This is a genomic window from Colwellia sp. MT41, from assembly GCF_001444365.1.
GTDB lineage: Bacteria > Pseudomonadota > Gammaproteobacteria > Enterobacterales > Alteromonadaceae > Colwellia > Colwellia marinimaniae.
The window spans coordinates 96,800-113,825 of the sequence record NZ_CP013145.1 but is presented as its reverse complement, the minus strand read 5'-3'; the positions used below and the strand labels follow the sequence as shown (position 1 = coordinate 113,825).

Here is a 17,026-nt window from a genome sequence, read left to right as displayed (position 1 = left end):
AGGCTCTTTTAACTAAATAACGGCCATCTCTTTACCAATACGGATAAAGGCGGCAATGGCGTGGTCCAACTGCTCTTTACTGTGGGCGGCAGAAATTTGCGTACGAATACGTGCTTGCCCTTTCGGTACAACCGGGAAAGAGAAACCAATAACATAAATACCTTCCGCTAATAAACGCTCCGCCATTGCACTAGCAACTTTAGCGTCACCTAGCATTACCGGCACAATCGCATGGTCCGCACCCGCACAAGTAAAACCAGCGGCTTCCATGTTGCTACGGAAATATGCGGCATTATCTTTTAAGGTTTTACGTAAAGCGCCACCATCAGCTAATAATTCAAGTACTTTTAATGACGCATTAACAATTGCCGGTGCTAGTGAATTTGAAAACAAGTAAGGACGTGAACGTTGACGTAACCACTCAACCACTTCTTTTTTCGCTGAAGTATAGCCACCTGATGCGCCCCCCATAGCTTTACCTAACGTGCCAGTGAGGATATCGACACGACCCATTACCTGGCAATATTCATGACTACCACGACCTTCTTCACCAACAAAACCTACCGCATGGGAATCATCAACCATCACCATGGCATTGTATTTATCGGCTAAATCACAAATACCTTTTAAGTTAGCGATAACGCCATCCATGGAGAAGACACCATCGGTAGCAATTAATTTAAAACGTGCACCCGCGGCATCAGCTTCAATCAGGCTTTGCTCTAAAGCCGCCATGTCATTGTTAGCATAACGGAAGCGCTTAGCTTTACATAAACGCACACCATCAATAATTGAGGCATGATTTAAGGCATCACTGATAATAGCGTCTTCTGGTCCTAATAAGGTTTCAAATAGACCGCCATTGGCATCAAAACAAGAAGAGTACAAAATAGTATCTTCCATACCGAGAAATTGGCTAATACCTTGCTCTAAGGTTTTATGAATATCTTGTGTACCACAAATAAAGCGTACCGATGCCATACCAAAGCCATGTTCATCTAAGCCGGTTTTTGCCGCGGCAATTAATTCAGGGTGATTTGCTAAACCTAAATAGTTATTGGCACAAAAATTAACTACTTGCTCACCACTAGCAACGGAAATTTTCGCTTGCTGCGCAGTAGTAATAATACGTTCGGCTTTATATAAACCATCTGTTTTAACTTGGTCTATTTGCGCGGTTAAATGCGAGTAAAAATCTTTTGTCGATACAGAATCAGTCATGTAAATTCCTTAAATAATGATTGTCGTTTAATAGTCATATTATCAACCCAGATCGTATTAGAATAAAAGTGACACTACTTGGTGATATGACCTTTTTAATAGTTAAATTGACAGGTAAACCTGTCAAAGTGTAAGGTAATAACTATATTATGAATATATAACCGTTATCATTCAAAGTGTGGGCAACATCCATATTGATTGATAACGGCTATAATCACTAAAGTGGAGTTTAGTTTGTTAACCGAAAAAGATGAAGAATTACTGTCAATATTACGGCTGAATGCAAGAGCAAGTATTTCAGATATCGCCAGAGCCACAGGCGTTTCTAGAACAGCTATACAAAATAGACTCAATAAGCTTGAAAATAATAATGTGATTAAAGGCTACAGCGTTGTACTCGGCAGCGCATATACCAGTGGCTTAATTTCTGCTAATGTCTCGTTAAAAGTAAAGCCAAACTTACGAAAAACGATTGGTATCGCCTTAAGAAAAGTTCACCAAATTAGTCATATCCATTCGATAAGTGGCGAATATGACTTATTGGTTATCATACAAGCCAGCACACTAGAAAAACTCAGTGATGTACTCAATATAGTATGCTCAACTGAAGGCGTAGAAAGAACCAACTCTGCTATTATTCTTGATACCATCTTTGAGCGTTAGCCCTACCCTTTTGCCACCGCCCTGAATACCGCCAACGCTTATTTAAGTGATTAGGCGGCCTTAACGCAAAGTGAGCTTCAACCACTGGGCAATATCATCCACCAAATATTTATTGGCCCTAATTAGCTGATAATTTAGCCGTTCGCCCTTGTACACTTGCAGTTTTGAATGCCTTGCGCCACTCCAAGCAAAGAGCTCCTGTGCCGTAGCATAGCTTATGGCATGCTGCGCTGAACTAACAAAATAACTTGGAATATCCACCAAATTTTTATAGCGCTCTTTATCGGTATAAGACATGTCAGGCGTTAATAACACCATAGAGTTTAAGTGCACTTTTTCAGCTAACGCTACCGCATAGCTACCCGCACAACCACTAGCAACAATTGAAATACCTTTGCTATTATCAACTTTTTTGCGTAAAAAATTATAAGCCGCCACTAAGTCTGCTGACCAATAAGACATCAACACGGCAATTTCAGTTTGAAAACTCATAATGTCAGTGGCATGTTTTTTCACCTCTAAGGCAGAATATCCCTGGGCGACACTACTGCCATAACCGCGAAAATCCAGCGATAAGGTATGTAAGCCTTGCTCAGCAATACTGGTCGATACGGTTCGATATTTGCTGCGGTCACTATGACAGTCATGTAAAACAATGACGCCGGCCATATTTTTAGCAGACGCTTTATCCGGGAAGTAGCGATAGTCAGCCACTAATAAAAAGTCATGATCGACCCGAGCTTTAAACTGTACTTGGTATTGTAGAGCAAGATCAATCTTAGCTTGCTTAGCCGATTTGTGTGCCTCTGGCATACTCTCAGATAAAAAGCCCTGGGAGACAATTCTCTCTGGCAAATGGTTGTTGGCATCCGCCGGCATTGCTATGCTGTAAACCATCAATATACTCAGGTAAGCAAGATGTTTTACCTTCGAGCTACCGACATTTTTCATTAATTTTTGCTGCATGGCTTTTACCATCATAATTGCTAACGCTTATTTGGATACCCTTTGGTATAATCTACCGACAAACTGATTATAGAGCAATATTCACCGACATGATTTACTTGCTATTTTACCGTATTTTACTCTTGCTATTACTACCCTTACTACTCATTTTTTTGCTTATTCGCTCAAAAAGTAATAAAGCCTATCGTCAGCGCTTAGCTGAACGACTGGGCTTTTTTCCAAAACCTTACCAGCAAGGTGGTATTGTTGTTCATGCTGCCAGTGTTGGCGAAGTTATCGCGCTAAAAAGTTTTATCGAAAAATTATTACTTAATTACCCTGATTTAGCCATTACGATTACTTCATTTACTCCCACTGGCTCAGCACAAGTAACTAAGCTCTTTGGTGATCGTGTGCAACACGGTTATTTACCCTTAGATATATTGCCCTGCACCGCATTATTTTTGCATAGACTACAACCAAAAATGATGATTTTTATGGAAACCGAGTTATGGCCGAACTTAATTGCCCAATGTGCTCAGCAAAACATTAAATTACTATTAATTAACGGCCGCTTGTCGAAGAAATCATTAACTAGCTACCAAAAAATTGGCCCGCTTATTAAACCCTGCCTAAACCACTTCGATAAAATCCTGACACAAAGCCAAGAAAATTTAAGCCATTTTTTGCAACTAGGAGCGCAAGCTAGTCGCTGTGTGAATAGTGGTAACTTAAAATTTGATATCAGTGTCAATGCTCAAGTGATGGCAAAAAAAGCCGAATTAGCCAAACTACTTTTTACTGAGCAGCGTCAAGAGCAAAGAAGCATTTGGCTAGTCGCCAGTACTCATGATGGCGACGAGACAATTGTCTTGACCGCTTTTAAAACATTATTATCTCAATACCCACGATTATTATTAGTGCTAGTGCCGCGCCACCCAGAACGCTTTGCACAAGTGGCCAAGCTTTGTCTTGAGCAAGGTTTATCATTGGCTAAGCGCAGTGAAAATACTGTCATTAATAATGAGCAAGTATGGTTACTCGATAGCTTGGGTGAATTAATGGCGGCTTTTGCGTTGAGCGATATTGTCACTATGGGTGGTAGCTTTAATGCCGTGGGTGGCCATAATCCACTAGAGCCGGCGTTATTTAATAAACCAGTCATCGTTGGCCCTAACATGAGTAACTTCAACGAAATCATGCAGCAGTTAAGACAGGCAGATGCCATAGTCCAATTAACTGCTGATGAACCTAGCCATCAACTCGCCAAAGAAGTTAGCATCTTATTACAGCAGCCGGAACGACAAAAGTCTCTGGGCGAAAATGCCCTTAAAGTGGTCTTAGCAAACCAAGGCGCCAGCGAAAAAACCTTGGCTCAAGTACAAGCGTTATTAGCGAGTAACGGCGCAAAGTCATGAGGATAAAACGTGTGAATCAAACGATAAGCAGCGAACAGTTTGCCCAGTTTTCACAAGGTAACATCAGTGGTTTTTTTAGTAAAAACCTGATTGATGATTTCAGTGCCAAGATGCTTGAGCCAAGCTATTGGCAACAAAAAAATGCAGTGACAGGTTCAGCCCAAGGGCGCGGCACCACTTGGTTTGTCGCTTATAATGATAGCAATAATATTTCACATGCTTGGGTGTTACGTCATTATTACCGTGGCGGTTTAATGGGTAAAATAATTAACGATAGCTACTGGTTTAGCGGTTTTGCAAATACTCGTGCCGCGCGTGAGTTTGCCTTACTGAGTCATATGCAAACTCTACAACTGCCTGCACCTGAGCCTATTGCCTATCGTGTTATTCGCCATCGTCTAACCTACCAAGCAGACTTATTATCAAGCCGTATTCAAAACGCACAAGATTTAGTGGCAATATTAAGTAAAAAAATCTTAGCTGATAATGTTTGGCAACGTATTGGCGCCACAATTAAACGCTTTCATCAACAGGGTATTTATCATCACGACCTAAATAGCCATAATATTTTGCTCGATGATAAAGAGCAGGTGTTTCTAATCGACTTTGACCGTGGCGAATTACGCCAAAGTAAAGCAGATTTAACAACTGATGCCCGATGGAAACATGCTAATATGGCACGTTTACAGCGTTCATTTTTGAAGGAATTCAATAAGATAACGCAATTTAATTTTACTAAAAAAAACTGGCAAACATTGCTGACTGGCTATCAAAACCACACTGATTAGGTGACTTAAATGAATTTTTTTATCCTGCTACTGACCGCAAGTTTAGCGCTAACGTCATTTGCTTTAAGCGCAAAAAAGCCGGCGGCACAAGATATTAGTCACTTAATTTCTCAGCAAGAGTTTGCCCGCTATCAAAATGTCGCAGACTTTATTGAACAATCACCCAAGGTGACAATTACAGTAACGCCATCAAAGGCAGATAAAGATGAATATGGTCAACATGTTGCTAGATCATTGACTGGCTCTGATTGTGACAGGGATGGCAAGATGGACAATAATGCCACATGTAATGCTGTATTTTATAAACTGTGGCTAAAATACTCACGTTAATCACTAACTGACTGCTGAGTCACCTGTAAAAACTTAGCCATATCAGCAAGCATTTCCTGATAATACGGATTGTAAGTCAGCCTTTGTATTGGCAATTCATGCTTAAGGTTCATTGCTGTTACCTCCCCTTTTATCACCTGCTTATTTTGTTTACATGCCTGATAACGAACGGCATCTTTTACATAGTGACCACAATTTCTATAGCGCCCATTAACGCCATAATGGGGATTATCAGGGGAATTAGTGGTAGCAATGTGAGCAACATCAAAAATGTCACTGCATAAACTATCAGCAGAACATTCAGGCACTACCACTGACATGACTTCCGCTAATTTTTTCGTCAATTTGTTGTTATCACCATAATAAATCAACACACTTTGCTTCATTTCCTCTTGCGGTGATGCTAACTGCCACTGCTGAATTAGCTGTAAAGTAGACTCAGTAGCTATGGTTTGATCATATTCACTGGCAACAACAAAGAGCGGAATATCATGCATATTTCGACTCGCCATAGCTTGATCACCACCAACAAGGCTCATTAAGGCATGTACTTGCGCGGCCGCGTTATAAGGGAATGACTCATATTTAGCAAAATCAATATCGGCATCGAGATCAAGCCAGTCAACAAAGGGGATGGCATCAATATATTGGGCTAACCAAGCTAAATCACTTTTGGCCTTGGATGCGGGTGACCACATAAAGAGGCCTTTAATTTTTTCATCAACACTGTTTTTCTGCATCAAGTAATTAAAGATAAGTGTCCCGCCAGTAGATAAACCACCAAGATACACCTGCTGATAATCAGTTAACGTTTGCTCTATAGCAAACGTTGTCGCCTGCTGCCACTCACTATAATCAGTAGTCAACAATGCTGAAGGCGCCATACCATGCCCAGGCAATAGCAGCGTACGTACGGTAAAACCCTGTTGATAGAAAAACTGGCTAAGATCATGAAAATAAAACGGTGAATCAGTTAAGCCGTGAATAAGTAAAATAGCTTTGTCATTATTAGGCTGAGCTAATTCAAACGGAGCAAGCAACTGGCTGATTGTTGGTATTTTTGACCATTGCTTTTGTTTTGCCAATTGTCGGTAGGTCTCAGTAACAATGGGGCAAGGCATATTAGCCCTAGGGTTGGTATTAACAATGACCTGGTAAGCATCATTAAGGTATTGCTGATAACTTGATAGTTTTTTAAAGTTAACACTGGCTAAAAATTTACCTGAAGAATCCTTAGCTAGCTTATTAGAGAATCGATATTTACCAGATTCAATTAGGGATACATAGTCATCTTGAATACTCAGACAATCTTGCTGCCCTTGGGAAAAGGACAAGGTACTCACCAACCAGAGTAGTAATAACGTGTACTTATTAACATATTGCATGATGATTTCCTTTAATTGTATTTTATCGATGAACAAGCGGAGCTATAAGGTCATATAGTAGCCAAAAAAATAACGCCTTTGCAGCATTATGCGGCAAAGGCGTTAAAATTTATGCACATTATTTTCAGGCTTACCATTAAAGCACGGTAAGCCTGAAAAATTAAATACCGTAACTTAAGCGGTATTTTTTAATACTGGCTAAGTTTTCTGCTAGCTCTGAACTCTCAGCACCTTGCGCGGCAACTTTTTCTTCAAGAAAAGCTACCACATCACCTAAAGTGACAATTGACGCAACTTGCGTACCAAAATCACGTTCAACTTCTTGAATCGCTGATAACTCGCCTTGACCTTTCTCTTGACGATCAAGAGCAATCAAGACACCAGAAAGCTGTGCGCCGTGTGCTTTAATGATTTCCATTGATTCACGAATGGCAGTACCTGCGGTGATAACATCATCAACAAGCATAATTTTACCCTCAAGATCAGCGCCTACTAATGAGCCACCTTCACCATGGGTTTTGGCTTCTTTGCGGTTAAAGCAATAAGGCACATCGAGATTATGGTGATCGTACAGAGCAATAGTCGTGGTAGTGGCAATGGGAATACCTTTATAAGCCGGACCAAAAATCACATCAAAATCAATTTTTGCGTCCATTAAGCTCGCCGCATAAAAACGACCTAAGCGCGCTAAATCACCACCGGTTTTAAACATACCAGCATTAAAAAAGTACGGGCTCACTCGACCAGACTTTAAAGTAAACTCACCAAAACGTAATACCTGCTTTTCGATAGCAAATTCAATAAATTCGCGTTGATAATCTTTCATAGTTATTTTCCTGTTTACTTAACTGAATATAGCTTAGCTTAATGCTGCTTTTTGTATGTCGAATAATTCGTTGATACCATTTTTTGCTAATTCAAGCATGGCTTGCATCTCTTCAAAGCTAAACGGTTCTTCTTCAGCAGTACCTTGTATTTCAATAAGTTTACCGGTATCTGTCATCACCACGTTCATATCGGTATCTGCGGCTGAATCTTCTGGGTAATCTAAATCAGTAATCACTTCACCTTTATAAATACCAACAGAAACGGCAGCGATCATATGTTTTAGCGGGTTCGTTTTAATAATATCTTTAGCACGCATATAGTTAAGTGCATCAACTAAAGCCACACAAGCACCGGTAATAGCAGCAGTACGGGTACCACCATCGGCTTGAATAACATCACAATCGATAGAAATGGTATTTTCACCTAACGCTTTTAAATCAACCGCGGCACGTAAGGCACGCGCAATTAAGCGAGAAATTTCTAACGTACGACCACTTTGCTTACCAGTAGTCGCTTCACGACGCATACGTGTATGAGTAGAGCGAGGTAACATGCCGTATTCCGCCGTAATCCAACCTTTACCTTGGCCTTTTAAGAAACGTGGTACACCAACCTCAACCGAAGCAGTACAAATCACTTTAGTATCGCCGAACTCAATAAGTACTGAGCCTTCTGCATGAGTGGTAAAATGACGGGTAATCGTTACTGGGCGAATTTGCCCTAATGTTCTGCCGCTTGGACGCATGAAGTGTTCCTATATATAAAGACGGATAAAATAATTGCCGCTATTATAATGCCTATCAGACTTTTTTGAAATATAGTTCAGTAAAGTAAGGTCATGTTAATTGTCCCAAGCACCGAAAATCAGCAGAGAGCACCATGAAAATTATCACCGCCTTAGTTATCAGTTTAAGCTTATTTTTAAACTTTGTTATTACCGTAAGTGCTACTAGTTATACTGCACCAACAGTAATAGCCTCTGACTTACCCACTTACAGCAAAATCTATGATGAGCAACGCGACCCTTTTAAAGATGCGGTAGCAGCACTGGCTTTGGCCAAAGAGACTAATCGCCAAGTATTAATTGAAATTGGCGGTAACTGGTGTAGCTGGTGCCATAAGATGGATAGCTTTCTTGCTAAAAATCCCGAGGTATATCAAGCTTTGCATAGTCAATATGTTTTGCTGAAAATTAATGTCAGTGACAGTAATGAAAATAATGACTTTATGAAATCACTACCGCCGGTATTGGGTTATCCGCATATGTATGTTTCCACGGCACAAGGTAAAATGATTTTATCTAAAGATACCGCCGAATTACTGGCCGACAATAATTATTCAAAATCTCAATGGTTACGTTTTCTCAGCGACTGGTCAGTGAAGGCCACCGCAATACCAGCACAGTTAGTAACAACTAACGCGGCAGAATAGTTCAAAATGAGTAGCAAGACATAAACCGAGTAATACCAAGATCAGATCGGCCTAGGTTAGGGGAGCAAGTTAGTGATTAATGAAGAGCAATGTAGGTCTTTTTTTGATAAAAATTACCAAACACCTGAATTTATCAAAGAGAGACAAAAGCAACTACAGCACAATAGACGTCATTTTCTTAAATCAGCCGCGGGTATGGGCGCATTAGCCAGTTTATCCAGCTTTAGTATCACCGCAAAAACACAAATTTCGCTGCATGAGTTAGTTAACAGCTTAGTTAAAACAGAACCATGGTTAACTCTAGATGCCACACTTAATCATTTATTGCCCAGCTCAGCAACAGGCCCAAGTGCCAGAGAAATAAAGGCCACCGCTTATTTATATCAAGTGATGAATGTACAACCGACCGAGCAAGATGAAAAAGATTTTATTCTCAAGGGGGTTGGTTGGTTAAATGCTTATGCTAATAGCGAAAAATCTGCCGACTTTGCCCAATTAAGTTTTACCGATAAAGAACAGCTATTACGTGGTATTAGCCAATCAACCGCGGGACAGAATTGGTTAAATACCCTACTCGGTTACATTTTTGAAGCCATGTTATCAGCCCCTAGTTACGGCGGCAATCCTAACGGTATCGGTTGGCAATGGTTAGAACATCAAGCAGGTTTTCCCCTGCCAGAAAAAGGTCAACGCTATTTTGAATTACCTACTCGCGCCCGCATTGATTTACTTAGCCCAGAGCAATACGATAATAAACGCCTCGCCAGCCGGCGGAAAAAAGCCCATCAAGGAACCCGCAAAGCATGACCGTTTCGTTAAATAATGACATTTGCTGCACTGGTAATGACGGTACTGCCCGCCGCTACCGAGTTATTGATAACAACGCCTTTACCTCGCCTAAATCTTGGAGTTTTCAATGAGTTATGATATTTGCATCATTGGTAGCGGCGCAGGCGCCTCCCCTATTGCCCACCAATTAGCGCTAGCCGGTGCCAAGGTCTTAGTGCTAGAAAAAGGCCCTTGGTTAACGGAAAAAGAATTTTTCAAAGATGAGCTGACCATCAGTATTCATGATGCTTACAACCCCAAGTTAAGTGATGAACAGCACGTTATTGAAGAAGAATACCTAGATGAAAATGACCAACCTTTCTGGCAAGGTGAAAAAACCAGTGATTCGGGTTGGAGTTGGTGGAATGGTACTGTGGTTGGTGGCTCATCTAATTTTATGAGTGGCTACTTTCACCGGTTAAAACCGATAGATTTTCGCTTAGAATCTGAATTTGGTGCGATAAAAGGTGCCAATATCGTAGATTGGCCGATTACTTATGACGAACTCGAACCCTACTATGCCAAGGTAGAGCGTGAAATTGGCGTATCTGGCCGTGTGGTTAAACACCCACATCAAGAGCCGCGCTCTACCGACTTTCCCTATCCTCCTATTGCCGAATTACCCATGTCTGCATGGATCGATAAAGCCGCGACAGCAATTGGCTATCATGCCATTCCCGTTCCTAGAGCCATTTTATCTAAACCAGCCATGGGCAGAGGCAGTTGCGAGTATTCAGGTTATTGCAGCAGCTATGGCTGCTCTTCTGGCGCTAAAGGTAGTGGCAGAGCCGCATTATTAAACCATGCCGTGGCATCGGGTAATTGCACCATTAAAGCCAATGCCAAGGTTTATAAAATTGCCAGTGATAAACAGGGTAAAATTACCGGTGTACATTATTACGATAAAATCGGTCGTAAAAAATCTGTCAGTGCCAAAATATATGTGGTTGCTTGTCAGGCAGTAGAAACCTCGCGCTTATTACTGGCTTCAACCGGTGAAAAATTCCCTCAAGGCCTAGCGAATAATAGTGGTCAGGTTGGCAAGAATTTACTCTTTAGTGGTGGTGGCACCGGCCAAGGTGACTTCATTTATGCTGATTTATCCGAGCAAAAAGTGAATGATTTAAAGCAAGTGGGTCCCTTTATTAATAGGGCACTACAAGACTGGTATCAAATTAACGACAAGAATTTTACTGGTGCCAACAAAAAAGGCCAAGCCAAAGGTGGCACTATCGACTTTTTATTTCACCAAAACCCTATCGCTAGAGCACAAGGCACACAGTGGGCTAGTGATGAAAGTGGTACTGCACAATTACTCTGGGGCGAAGATCTCAAGCAAAGTTTAAAAACAGAATTTACCAGCTATAAAACCCTACGTTTTGAAGTATTTAATGATTGGCTGCCTACTGACGACTGCTTTGTCAGCTTAGATAAAGAAGTTACCGATCAATGGGGCGATCCAGTCGCTAAGGTGCGCATTGGCTATCATGACCATGACCTTGAAGTCGGAGAGTACTTATCGAAAAAAGCAGAAAAACTGCTAGCAGCCCTAGGGGCAAAAAATGTTTCCTCCTCGGTCAGTGGTTACCCGTCAACAAACTTAATGGCGGGCGGTTGTCGGTTTGGCCATGATCCAACAACCTCAGTGCTAAACAAAAACTGCCGAGCCCATGAAGTTGATAACTTGTATGTCACTGATGGCTCGTTTATGCCCACTGGCGGTAGCGTACCCTACACTTTTACCATTTATGCCAATGCCTTTCGCGTAGCGGATAAAATTAAAGCACATTGGTTAACGCTGACAAATAAGCCCTAACAACTCAGTGTTATTTGCGTAAGCATTAGCAGAAATATTAAAAAACTATCAATTGGTGATATCTCTGTGAAGTTATACCGTCAATATCGGTCTCTATATTTTACTTATTATTGGTGACCGGATATGACTGTCAAATTACTATTAACTGCCATATTAGCCCTGTTATTAACCGCATGCGGTTCAGATGACAAGATTGCTGAAGTAGCAAATAATTTAAATCCGCCCCCTTCGGCGGTTACCACTTATACTGGTATATTTCTAGATTCAGCGGTTACTGGGCTAAACTATAAAACGGTTAGCCAAAGTGGGCAAACCAATGAGCTGGGCGAATTTAACTTTCAAGACAATGAAATGATCACTTTCTCAATTGGTGATATTGAACTGCCCACCACACTTGCCCGTCTCTATTTAACCCCGTTAGAGCTCTTTCAAACCACCGATATTAATCAAATTGAAGTCATTAACCTGCTGCGGCTATTACAAAGTTTAGATAGTGATGGTGATAGTAGTAATGGCATTGAAATAACGGCATCGGCGCACCAATTAGCCACTAACTTGATTATTGACTTTTCCGCCAGTGATTTTGCCCAACAAGTCGCGGAACTCGTCAGCCAAAGTGGTGGCGTTTACCAAACACTCATTCCTGCCTCAATGGCAATCGAGCACTTTCAGTTAACACTGAATCAGATCAGTGATAACAATATAACAAGCTGCAGTAAAGAACATGACAAAGTTGGTCATAGTGGTTTCTTCAATACTTTTGCCCACAATGTCTCAGGCAAAGCGACAATTATAGATGACTGCACCATTGAAATAACGCAATTTAGTTATGATGGTGGTGGCCCCGAGGTATACATCTACGGCGCTACAGAGCATTTATATGCTGGCAATGAGGCTTTTTCAATAGGTAACAGACTTAATGGTCAGGTGTTTGACAATGCTAGCTTTATTATTAAATTACCCCGTAATAAAACCTTAGATGACTTAACCGGTCTAAGTGTTTGGTGTGTCGATTTTAATGCTAACTTTGGCCAAATGGAATTTACCCCTTAATTGACAAAAGGGGTTTTGTCAGCACTGAATTTCTGGCTAGATATAACAAGGTCAGGCATAATCCTGCTGTTCATTCTTATAAAACAAACTTTTTGAGTAATAATAGGAAAGATTATGATCTACAGCATGACGGCGTTTTCACGCGTTGAAATAAAAGGTGACTGGGGCAATGCAGTCTGGGAAATACGCTCAGTAAATCAAAGATTTTTAGAAACATATTTTCGATTACCTGAACAGTTTCGTGGCATTGAGCCGGTGTTACGTGAGCGTTTTCGCAAACAGTTAAATCGCGGCAAGGTAGAATGTAACTTACGCTTTAATGCCAATGCAGCCAACAAAAGTGAGCTTGCGCTTAATGAAAACTTGGCTTTGCAACTTATTGAGCATGCTAACTGGATTAATGGACACACGCTGAATAGCCAAGTAAATCCTGTTGAAATAATGCGTTGGCCTGGGGTAATGGAAGCACCCGAAGCCGATATGTCGGCTATTCAAACTGAACTTTTAGCGGCCTTTGATACCGCCTTAATAGATTTCATTGCTGCCCGCGCTAGTGAAGGTGAAAACCTTAAAGCCATGATTGAACAACGCCTTGAGGCGATATCTGTTGAAGCCGATAAAGTACAAAGCCGAATGCCTGAAGTGATTGAATGGCAGCGTAAACGCATTATCGATAAGTTTACCGATGCTAAAATTGAGCTAGACACAGGTCGTGTTGAACAAGAGCTAGTATTACTGGCCCAAAAAATGGATGTCGCTGAAGAGCTTGACCGTTTAAACAGCCATGTGAGCGAAACTAAAAAGATCTTGAATAAAGGTGGCGCCCAAGGTCGCCGTTTAGATTTCATGATGCAAGAATTTAATCGCGAAGCCAATACCCTAGGCTCTAAATCCATCAATTCCGACATTACCGCCAGCGCGGTAGAGTTAAAGGTGTTAATTGAACAAATGCGTGAGCAGATTGCGAATATAGAATAATACTCAAGCCAATATTATCGATAAAAAAGCCATAGTTAGCGCCATCATTAACTGTGGCTTTTTTATTAGCAATCAACAACATTAGTCTAGTAATATCGCATATTGCTTGCTATAACATCAGCATCTAATTTATCAGGATGCCTTCAAAATGATCTCACTCTCTACTGAGCAATGCCGCATTATCGGCGTCATGCTTGAAAAAGAAACCACCACACCAGAGCAATACCCACTGTCATTAAACGGTATTACTCTCGGCTGCAATCAAAAAAGCAACCGTGATCCAGTAATGTCATTATCAGAAAGTGACGTGCAAAACGTAGTCGATGAGTTGGTGCAACTGAATAAATTAATGGTCGACCATAAAGCCTCCAGCCGAGTAAATAAATATTTCCATCGCTTTTGTGATACCGAATTTGGCAGTTTAAAATTCACCGCCCAGCAAAGAGCCATCATTTGTGTACTGTTACTAAGAGGACCGCAAACGCCGGGTGAGTTAAGAACGCGTACTAATCGCCTGACTGACTTTAGCGATGTTAGTGCCGTTGAAGATGCCTTAAAGCAATTACAAGACTTAAACGGTCAACCACTGGTGAAAAAACTGGCACGTGAGCCAGGAAGGCGTGATTCACGCTATGTACATTTACTATCAGATTTTGATGAAAGCAGCTTGGCTGAATTCAGTGATAATCCAGTTAAAATAGCCCCCACAGACAATAAAAATCAACTTGCTCAGAGAGTCACTGAGTTAGAGCAACAAGTTGCCTCATTAACAGAGCAAGTAGCTACATTAACTGAGCTATTCGATAGTGAATAATTGTTGATTTAATTAACCCGCAAGTAACGCCTAATGCATGATAATGAAGCCATTCTTGCCGATTTTGCTAAAGTTATCTCTAGGGATGTCAGCTGGCGATTTATATACCCTAGGACTATTTCATGACTGCGGTATACCCGCTTTTGCCAATAAATTTTATGATACCGATAAGGCCTTTAATCTAGCGTCTCAGCTAACGCCATTAATCTACATTCACATTCGGAATGTAGAGTGATGACAACTGCAGCTAAATACCGTTAAGCGACCTTAATGGTATTTTTGTTTGCCGCTTTAGCATCCAACAAGGCATCTTCAACATTATGCAGCATATCGGATAAAGAAAAGCCTTTTTGCCACGTGGCTAAACCCATACTGCAAGTAATAGTATCGGTAGTAAAAAGTTGCTGGGCTATGGTTTCTCTAAGATTGTTAGCAAACTCATAAGGGGAAGTGATACTTGTTGGTAAAACTAAAAGAAAATTATCGCTGTGCCAATGGATAAGTTCGCTCTTTGCCGGGATGTTTTTTTGAATGATAGCAACCAATTTTATTAAAATATCATCTCCAACACTCGGGCCATAGCAGTCATTAATGCGCTTAAAATTATCAATATTAAGCTGTAATAAACTAAAGCCTTCGCCCTCACTGTGGGCTTTTTGACAAAAATTGTGCAATATAACCTGACCTGCACGCCGATTATAAGCATGTGTTAGAGGGTCTTGTTTGGCAAGGTCTTCAAAAGCTTGAGTGACTCGCCCCAATTCCACCAAGCGACGATAAATAAAAATAACTAAACTAAACGTTAAGCTAGCGCCTAAAGGTAAAAACTCATCAAGCTCCCAATGTTCATACTCTTTAACCAAATTAATAATAACTTCTAAGACGTCATAATGAGCAAAGAAAGCAAACAAAATGGCATTTATTGCCAGTAACCACAATCCATCTCGAACAAATGAACGTCTATGTAAATACTTATAATGCACCATAGTTATCCCAAGAATAATACTACCTTTTCTATAATTAACTAAAACAAAAGTAAATGCGAGTAATTTTCACTCATAGTTGCACATAAGGCCAATAATATTATTTATCAGTAAGTTATTTTTATTTCGCTACAGAGGCGAAGATAACTTATGAAAAATAAAATGGCTTATGCCATAGTTAAGTTATGGTGGCACTTGGGAGTATCTATGTTAACTCACATTCAAGAAATTATTGAGGCAGTATCAAACAGTTATGGCGATGAATTTTTTACTAAGGTAACCTTAGCGCTCAATAAAGTGATTGCTGCTGACTACACCTTTATTGCCCGGTTAGATTCGCATGCTCATAGTTGTAGAACAGAGGTGTTAGTTGCCAAAGGAAAAATTGTTGATAACTTTGAGTATTCCCTAGAAAATACCCCTTGCGCTAATGTCGCTGCTGATTCGGTATGCTTCTACCCTAAAGATATTTGTAAGTATTACCCTAAAGACCAATTATTGTTTGATATGAAAATTCAAGCCTATTTAGGTACACCGCTCCTTGATTCAAAACAGCAAGTGATCGGCATAATTGTCGCCTTATTCGAAACTGAGCATAAAAAGGAAAAGGAAACATCGGCGCTATTTCAATTATTCTCAGGTAGAATTGCCGCCGAACTGGAACGCCTTGATTATGAACAATCCCTTGAGGATAAAATAGCTGCGCGCACCTTAGAGCTATCCGAAACAGTAAAACAATTACAACTAACACAGCAACAATTAGTAGAATCAGAAAAAATGTCTGCTTTAGGTAACTTAGTTGCCGGTGTTGCACATGAAGTAAATACGCCTCTAGGTATCGCCATAACTACCCACAGTATTTTGGCCGATGAATTTAATAAATTACAAGATAAACTGGCGACTAAAAGCCTAAGTATGAAAGATATGGAGCGCTTCCGTAAAACGTCAGAAAGTGCCATAGCGATGCAAGGAGAGAACTTAAACCGGGCTAAAAAATTAATTAGCAGCTTTAAAAAAACTGCTGCTGATCAGCATCAATTAGAAATTGAAACGCTTGATATTGGTCAATATTATCAACAAGTCATTTCGACCTTGCGCTCTATCCTTAAACCGCAAAAGGTTAGCCTTACTATAGAGTGTCAAGAGCAAATAGTTTTGGCTACCTACCCGGGTATCCATGCACAAATATTAACTAATTTAATCAGTAACAGTGTTAAACATGGTTTTGCTAGCAAGCACAATGCTGAGGTAGATAATGCCCGTCAAGAAAATAAAATTACTATTGAGATTAAACAGCTCACTACGGGTGAAGTCGACGTTATATACAGTGACAATGGCCGTGGTTTATCTAAAAAAGCACAGCAACATATTTTTGAACCTTTCTTTACCACAGCGCGCGCACAAGGTGGCATAGGTTTAGGCATGTCTATTGTCTTTAACTTAATTAACCAAAAAATCAATGGCTCTATCGAAGTAAAAAAGACGAAGTCTGGTGCCTGTTTTCACTATAAATTCAAAGCAAATACAAGTAATTAAAGCCTAATC

17 protein-coding genes are annotated in these 17,026 nt (G+C 40.5%); 11 read left to right on the top strand and 6 right to left on the bottom strand.

The window, feature by feature from the left end; all coding sequences use genetic code 11:
* Window positions 1–12: 12 nt before the first annotated feature.
* The gene (locus CMT41_RS00485) at window positions 13–1,221 is read right to left on the bottom strand and encodes a glycine C-acetyltransferase (RefSeq protein ID WP_057829916.1); all 1,209 of its coding nucleotides are present in this window, start codon (window positions 1,219–1,221) and stop codon (window positions 13–15) included.
* Between the two features lie 234 nt (window positions 1,222–1,455).
* Between CMT41_RS00485 and CMT41_RS00480 the strand changes: the two genes are divergently transcribed.
* The gene (locus CMT41_RS00480) at window positions 1,456–1,884 is read left to right on the top strand and encodes an Lrp/AsnC family transcriptional regulator (RefSeq protein WP_057179217.1); all 429 of its coding nucleotides are present in this window, start codon (window positions 1,456–1,458) and stop codon (window positions 1,882–1,884) included.
* A 60-nt stretch (window positions 1,885–1,944) separates the two neighbouring features.
* On the opposite strand, the gene CMT41_RS00475 is transcribed toward CMT41_RS00480, so the two are convergent.
* Window positions 1,945–2,850, bottom strand: coding sequence for a hypothetical protein (locus CMT41_RS00475; RefSeq protein ID WP_157466231.1), 906 nt, complete (start codon window positions 2,848–2,850; stop codon window positions 1,945–1,947).
* A gap of 89 nt (window positions 2,851–2,939) precedes the next feature.
* Here CMT41_RS00475 and waaA point away from each other — a divergent pair, with 89 nt between their 5' ends.
* Genes waaA through CMT41_RS00460 form a run of 3 tightly spaced genes read left to right on the top strand, consistent with a single transcriptional unit; the run spans window position 2,940 to window position 5,365 of the window.
* Window positions 2,940–4,247, top strand: a complete 1,308-nt coding sequence (gene waaA / locus CMT41_RS00470) for a lipid IV(A) 3-deoxy-D-manno-octulosonic acid transferase (protein ID WP_058026040.1) — start codon at window positions 2,940–2,942, stop codon at window positions 4,245–4,247.
* Window positions 4,248–4,258: 11 nt separating this feature from the next.
* On the top strand, window positions 4,259–5,035 hold the full coding sequence (locus CMT41_RS00465; RefSeq protein WP_058026039.1) for a 3-deoxy-D-manno-octulosonic acid kinase: 777 nt from the start codon (window positions 4,259–4,261) through the stop codon (window positions 5,033–5,035).
* 9 nt (window positions 5,036–5,044) lie between these two features.
* On the top strand, window positions 5,045–5,365 hold the full coding sequence (locus tag CMT41_RS00460) for a hypothetical protein (protein WP_058026038.1): 321 nt from the start codon (window positions 5,045–5,047) through the stop codon (window positions 5,363–5,365).
* On the opposite strand, the gene CMT41_RS00455 is transcribed toward CMT41_RS00460, so the two are convergent.
* The 3 genes from CMT41_RS00455 to rph all read right to left on the bottom strand — a co-directional run bounded on the left by CMT41_RS00455 (window position 5,362) and on the right by rph (window position 8,323).
* Window positions 5,362–6,750 (bottom strand): alpha/beta hydrolase, encoded by a 1,389-nt coding sequence (locus tag CMT41_RS00455; RefSeq protein WP_058026037.1) that lies wholly within the window; start codon window positions 6,748–6,750, stop codon window positions 5,362–5,364. The two genes, CMT41_RS00460 and CMT41_RS00455, sit on opposite strands and share 4 nt — an antisense overlap.
* A gap of 160 nt (window positions 6,751–6,910) precedes the next feature.
* Window positions 6,911–7,576: an orotate phosphoribosyltransferase gene (gene pyrE, locus CMT41_RS00450; RefSeq protein WP_057179211.1), complete on the bottom strand. Its 666-nt coding sequence runs from the start codon at window positions 7,574–7,576 to the stop codon at window positions 6,911–6,913.
* A gap of 33 nt (window positions 7,577–7,609) precedes the next feature.
* The gene (gene rph / locus CMT41_RS00445) at window positions 7,610–8,323 is read right to left on the bottom strand and encodes a ribonuclease PH (RefSeq protein ID WP_057179210.1); all 714 of its coding nucleotides are present in this window, start codon (window positions 8,321–8,323) and stop codon (window positions 7,610–7,612) included.
* Between the two features lie 134 nt (window positions 8,324–8,457).
* Between rph and CMT41_RS00440 the strand changes: the two genes are divergently transcribed.
* From CMT41_RS00440 to CMT41_RS00415, 6 genes are all read left to right on the top strand, one after another.
* Complete coding sequence (locus tag CMT41_RS00440) at window positions 8,458–9,009, top strand: thioredoxin family protein (protein WP_058026036.1); 552 nt, start codon at window positions 8,458–8,460, stop codon at window positions 9,007–9,009.
* A gap of 72 nt (window positions 9,010–9,081) precedes the next feature.
* On the top strand, window positions 9,082–9,816 hold the full coding sequence (locus CMT41_RS00435) for a gluconate 2-dehydrogenase subunit 3 family protein (protein WP_058026035.1): 735 nt from the start codon (window positions 9,082–9,084) through the stop codon (window positions 9,814–9,816).
* Between the two features lie 109 nt (window positions 9,817–9,925).
* Window positions 9,926–11,653 carry a GMC family oxidoreductase gene (locus CMT41_RS00430; RefSeq protein ID WP_058026034.1) on the top strand — a complete coding sequence of 576 codons (1,728 nt, stop codon included), beginning with the start codon at window positions 9,926–9,928 and terminating at the stop codon, window positions 11,651–11,653.
* A gap of 123 nt (window positions 11,654–11,776) precedes the next feature.
* Window positions 11,777–12,706: a DM13 domain-containing protein gene (locus CMT41_RS00425; RefSeq protein WP_058026033.1), complete on the top strand. Its 930-nt coding sequence runs from the start codon at window positions 11,777–11,779 to the stop codon at window positions 12,704–12,706.
* Between the two features lie 114 nt (window positions 12,707–12,820).
* Complete coding sequence (locus tag CMT41_RS00420) at window positions 12,821–13,684, top strand: YicC/YloC family endoribonuclease (protein WP_058026032.1); 864 nt, start codon at window positions 12,821–12,823, stop codon at window positions 13,682–13,684.
* Window positions 13,685–13,832: 148 nt separating this feature from the next.
* The gene (locus CMT41_RS00415) at window positions 13,833–14,498 is read left to right on the top strand and encodes a YceH family protein (RefSeq protein WP_058026031.1); all 666 of its coding nucleotides are present in this window, start codon (window positions 13,833–13,835) and stop codon (window positions 14,496–14,498) included.
* 257 nt (window positions 14,499–14,755) lie between these two features.
* On the opposite strand, the gene CMT41_RS00405 is transcribed toward CMT41_RS00415, so the two are convergent.
* On the bottom strand, window positions 14,756–15,484 hold the full coding sequence (locus CMT41_RS00405) for a GGDEF domain-containing protein (protein ID WP_058026029.1): 729 nt from the start codon (window positions 15,482–15,484) through the stop codon (window positions 14,756–14,758).
* 147 nt (window positions 15,485–15,631) lie between these two features.
* On the opposite strand from CMT41_RS00405, the gene CMT41_RS00400 reads away from it, so the two are divergent.
* Window positions 15,632–17,017: a GAF domain-containing sensor histidine kinase gene (locus tag CMT41_RS00400; RefSeq protein ID WP_058026028.1), complete on the top strand. Its 1,386-nt coding sequence runs from the start codon at window positions 15,632–15,634 to the stop codon at window positions 17,015–17,017.
* Window positions 17,018–17,026: the final 9 nt, after the last annotated feature.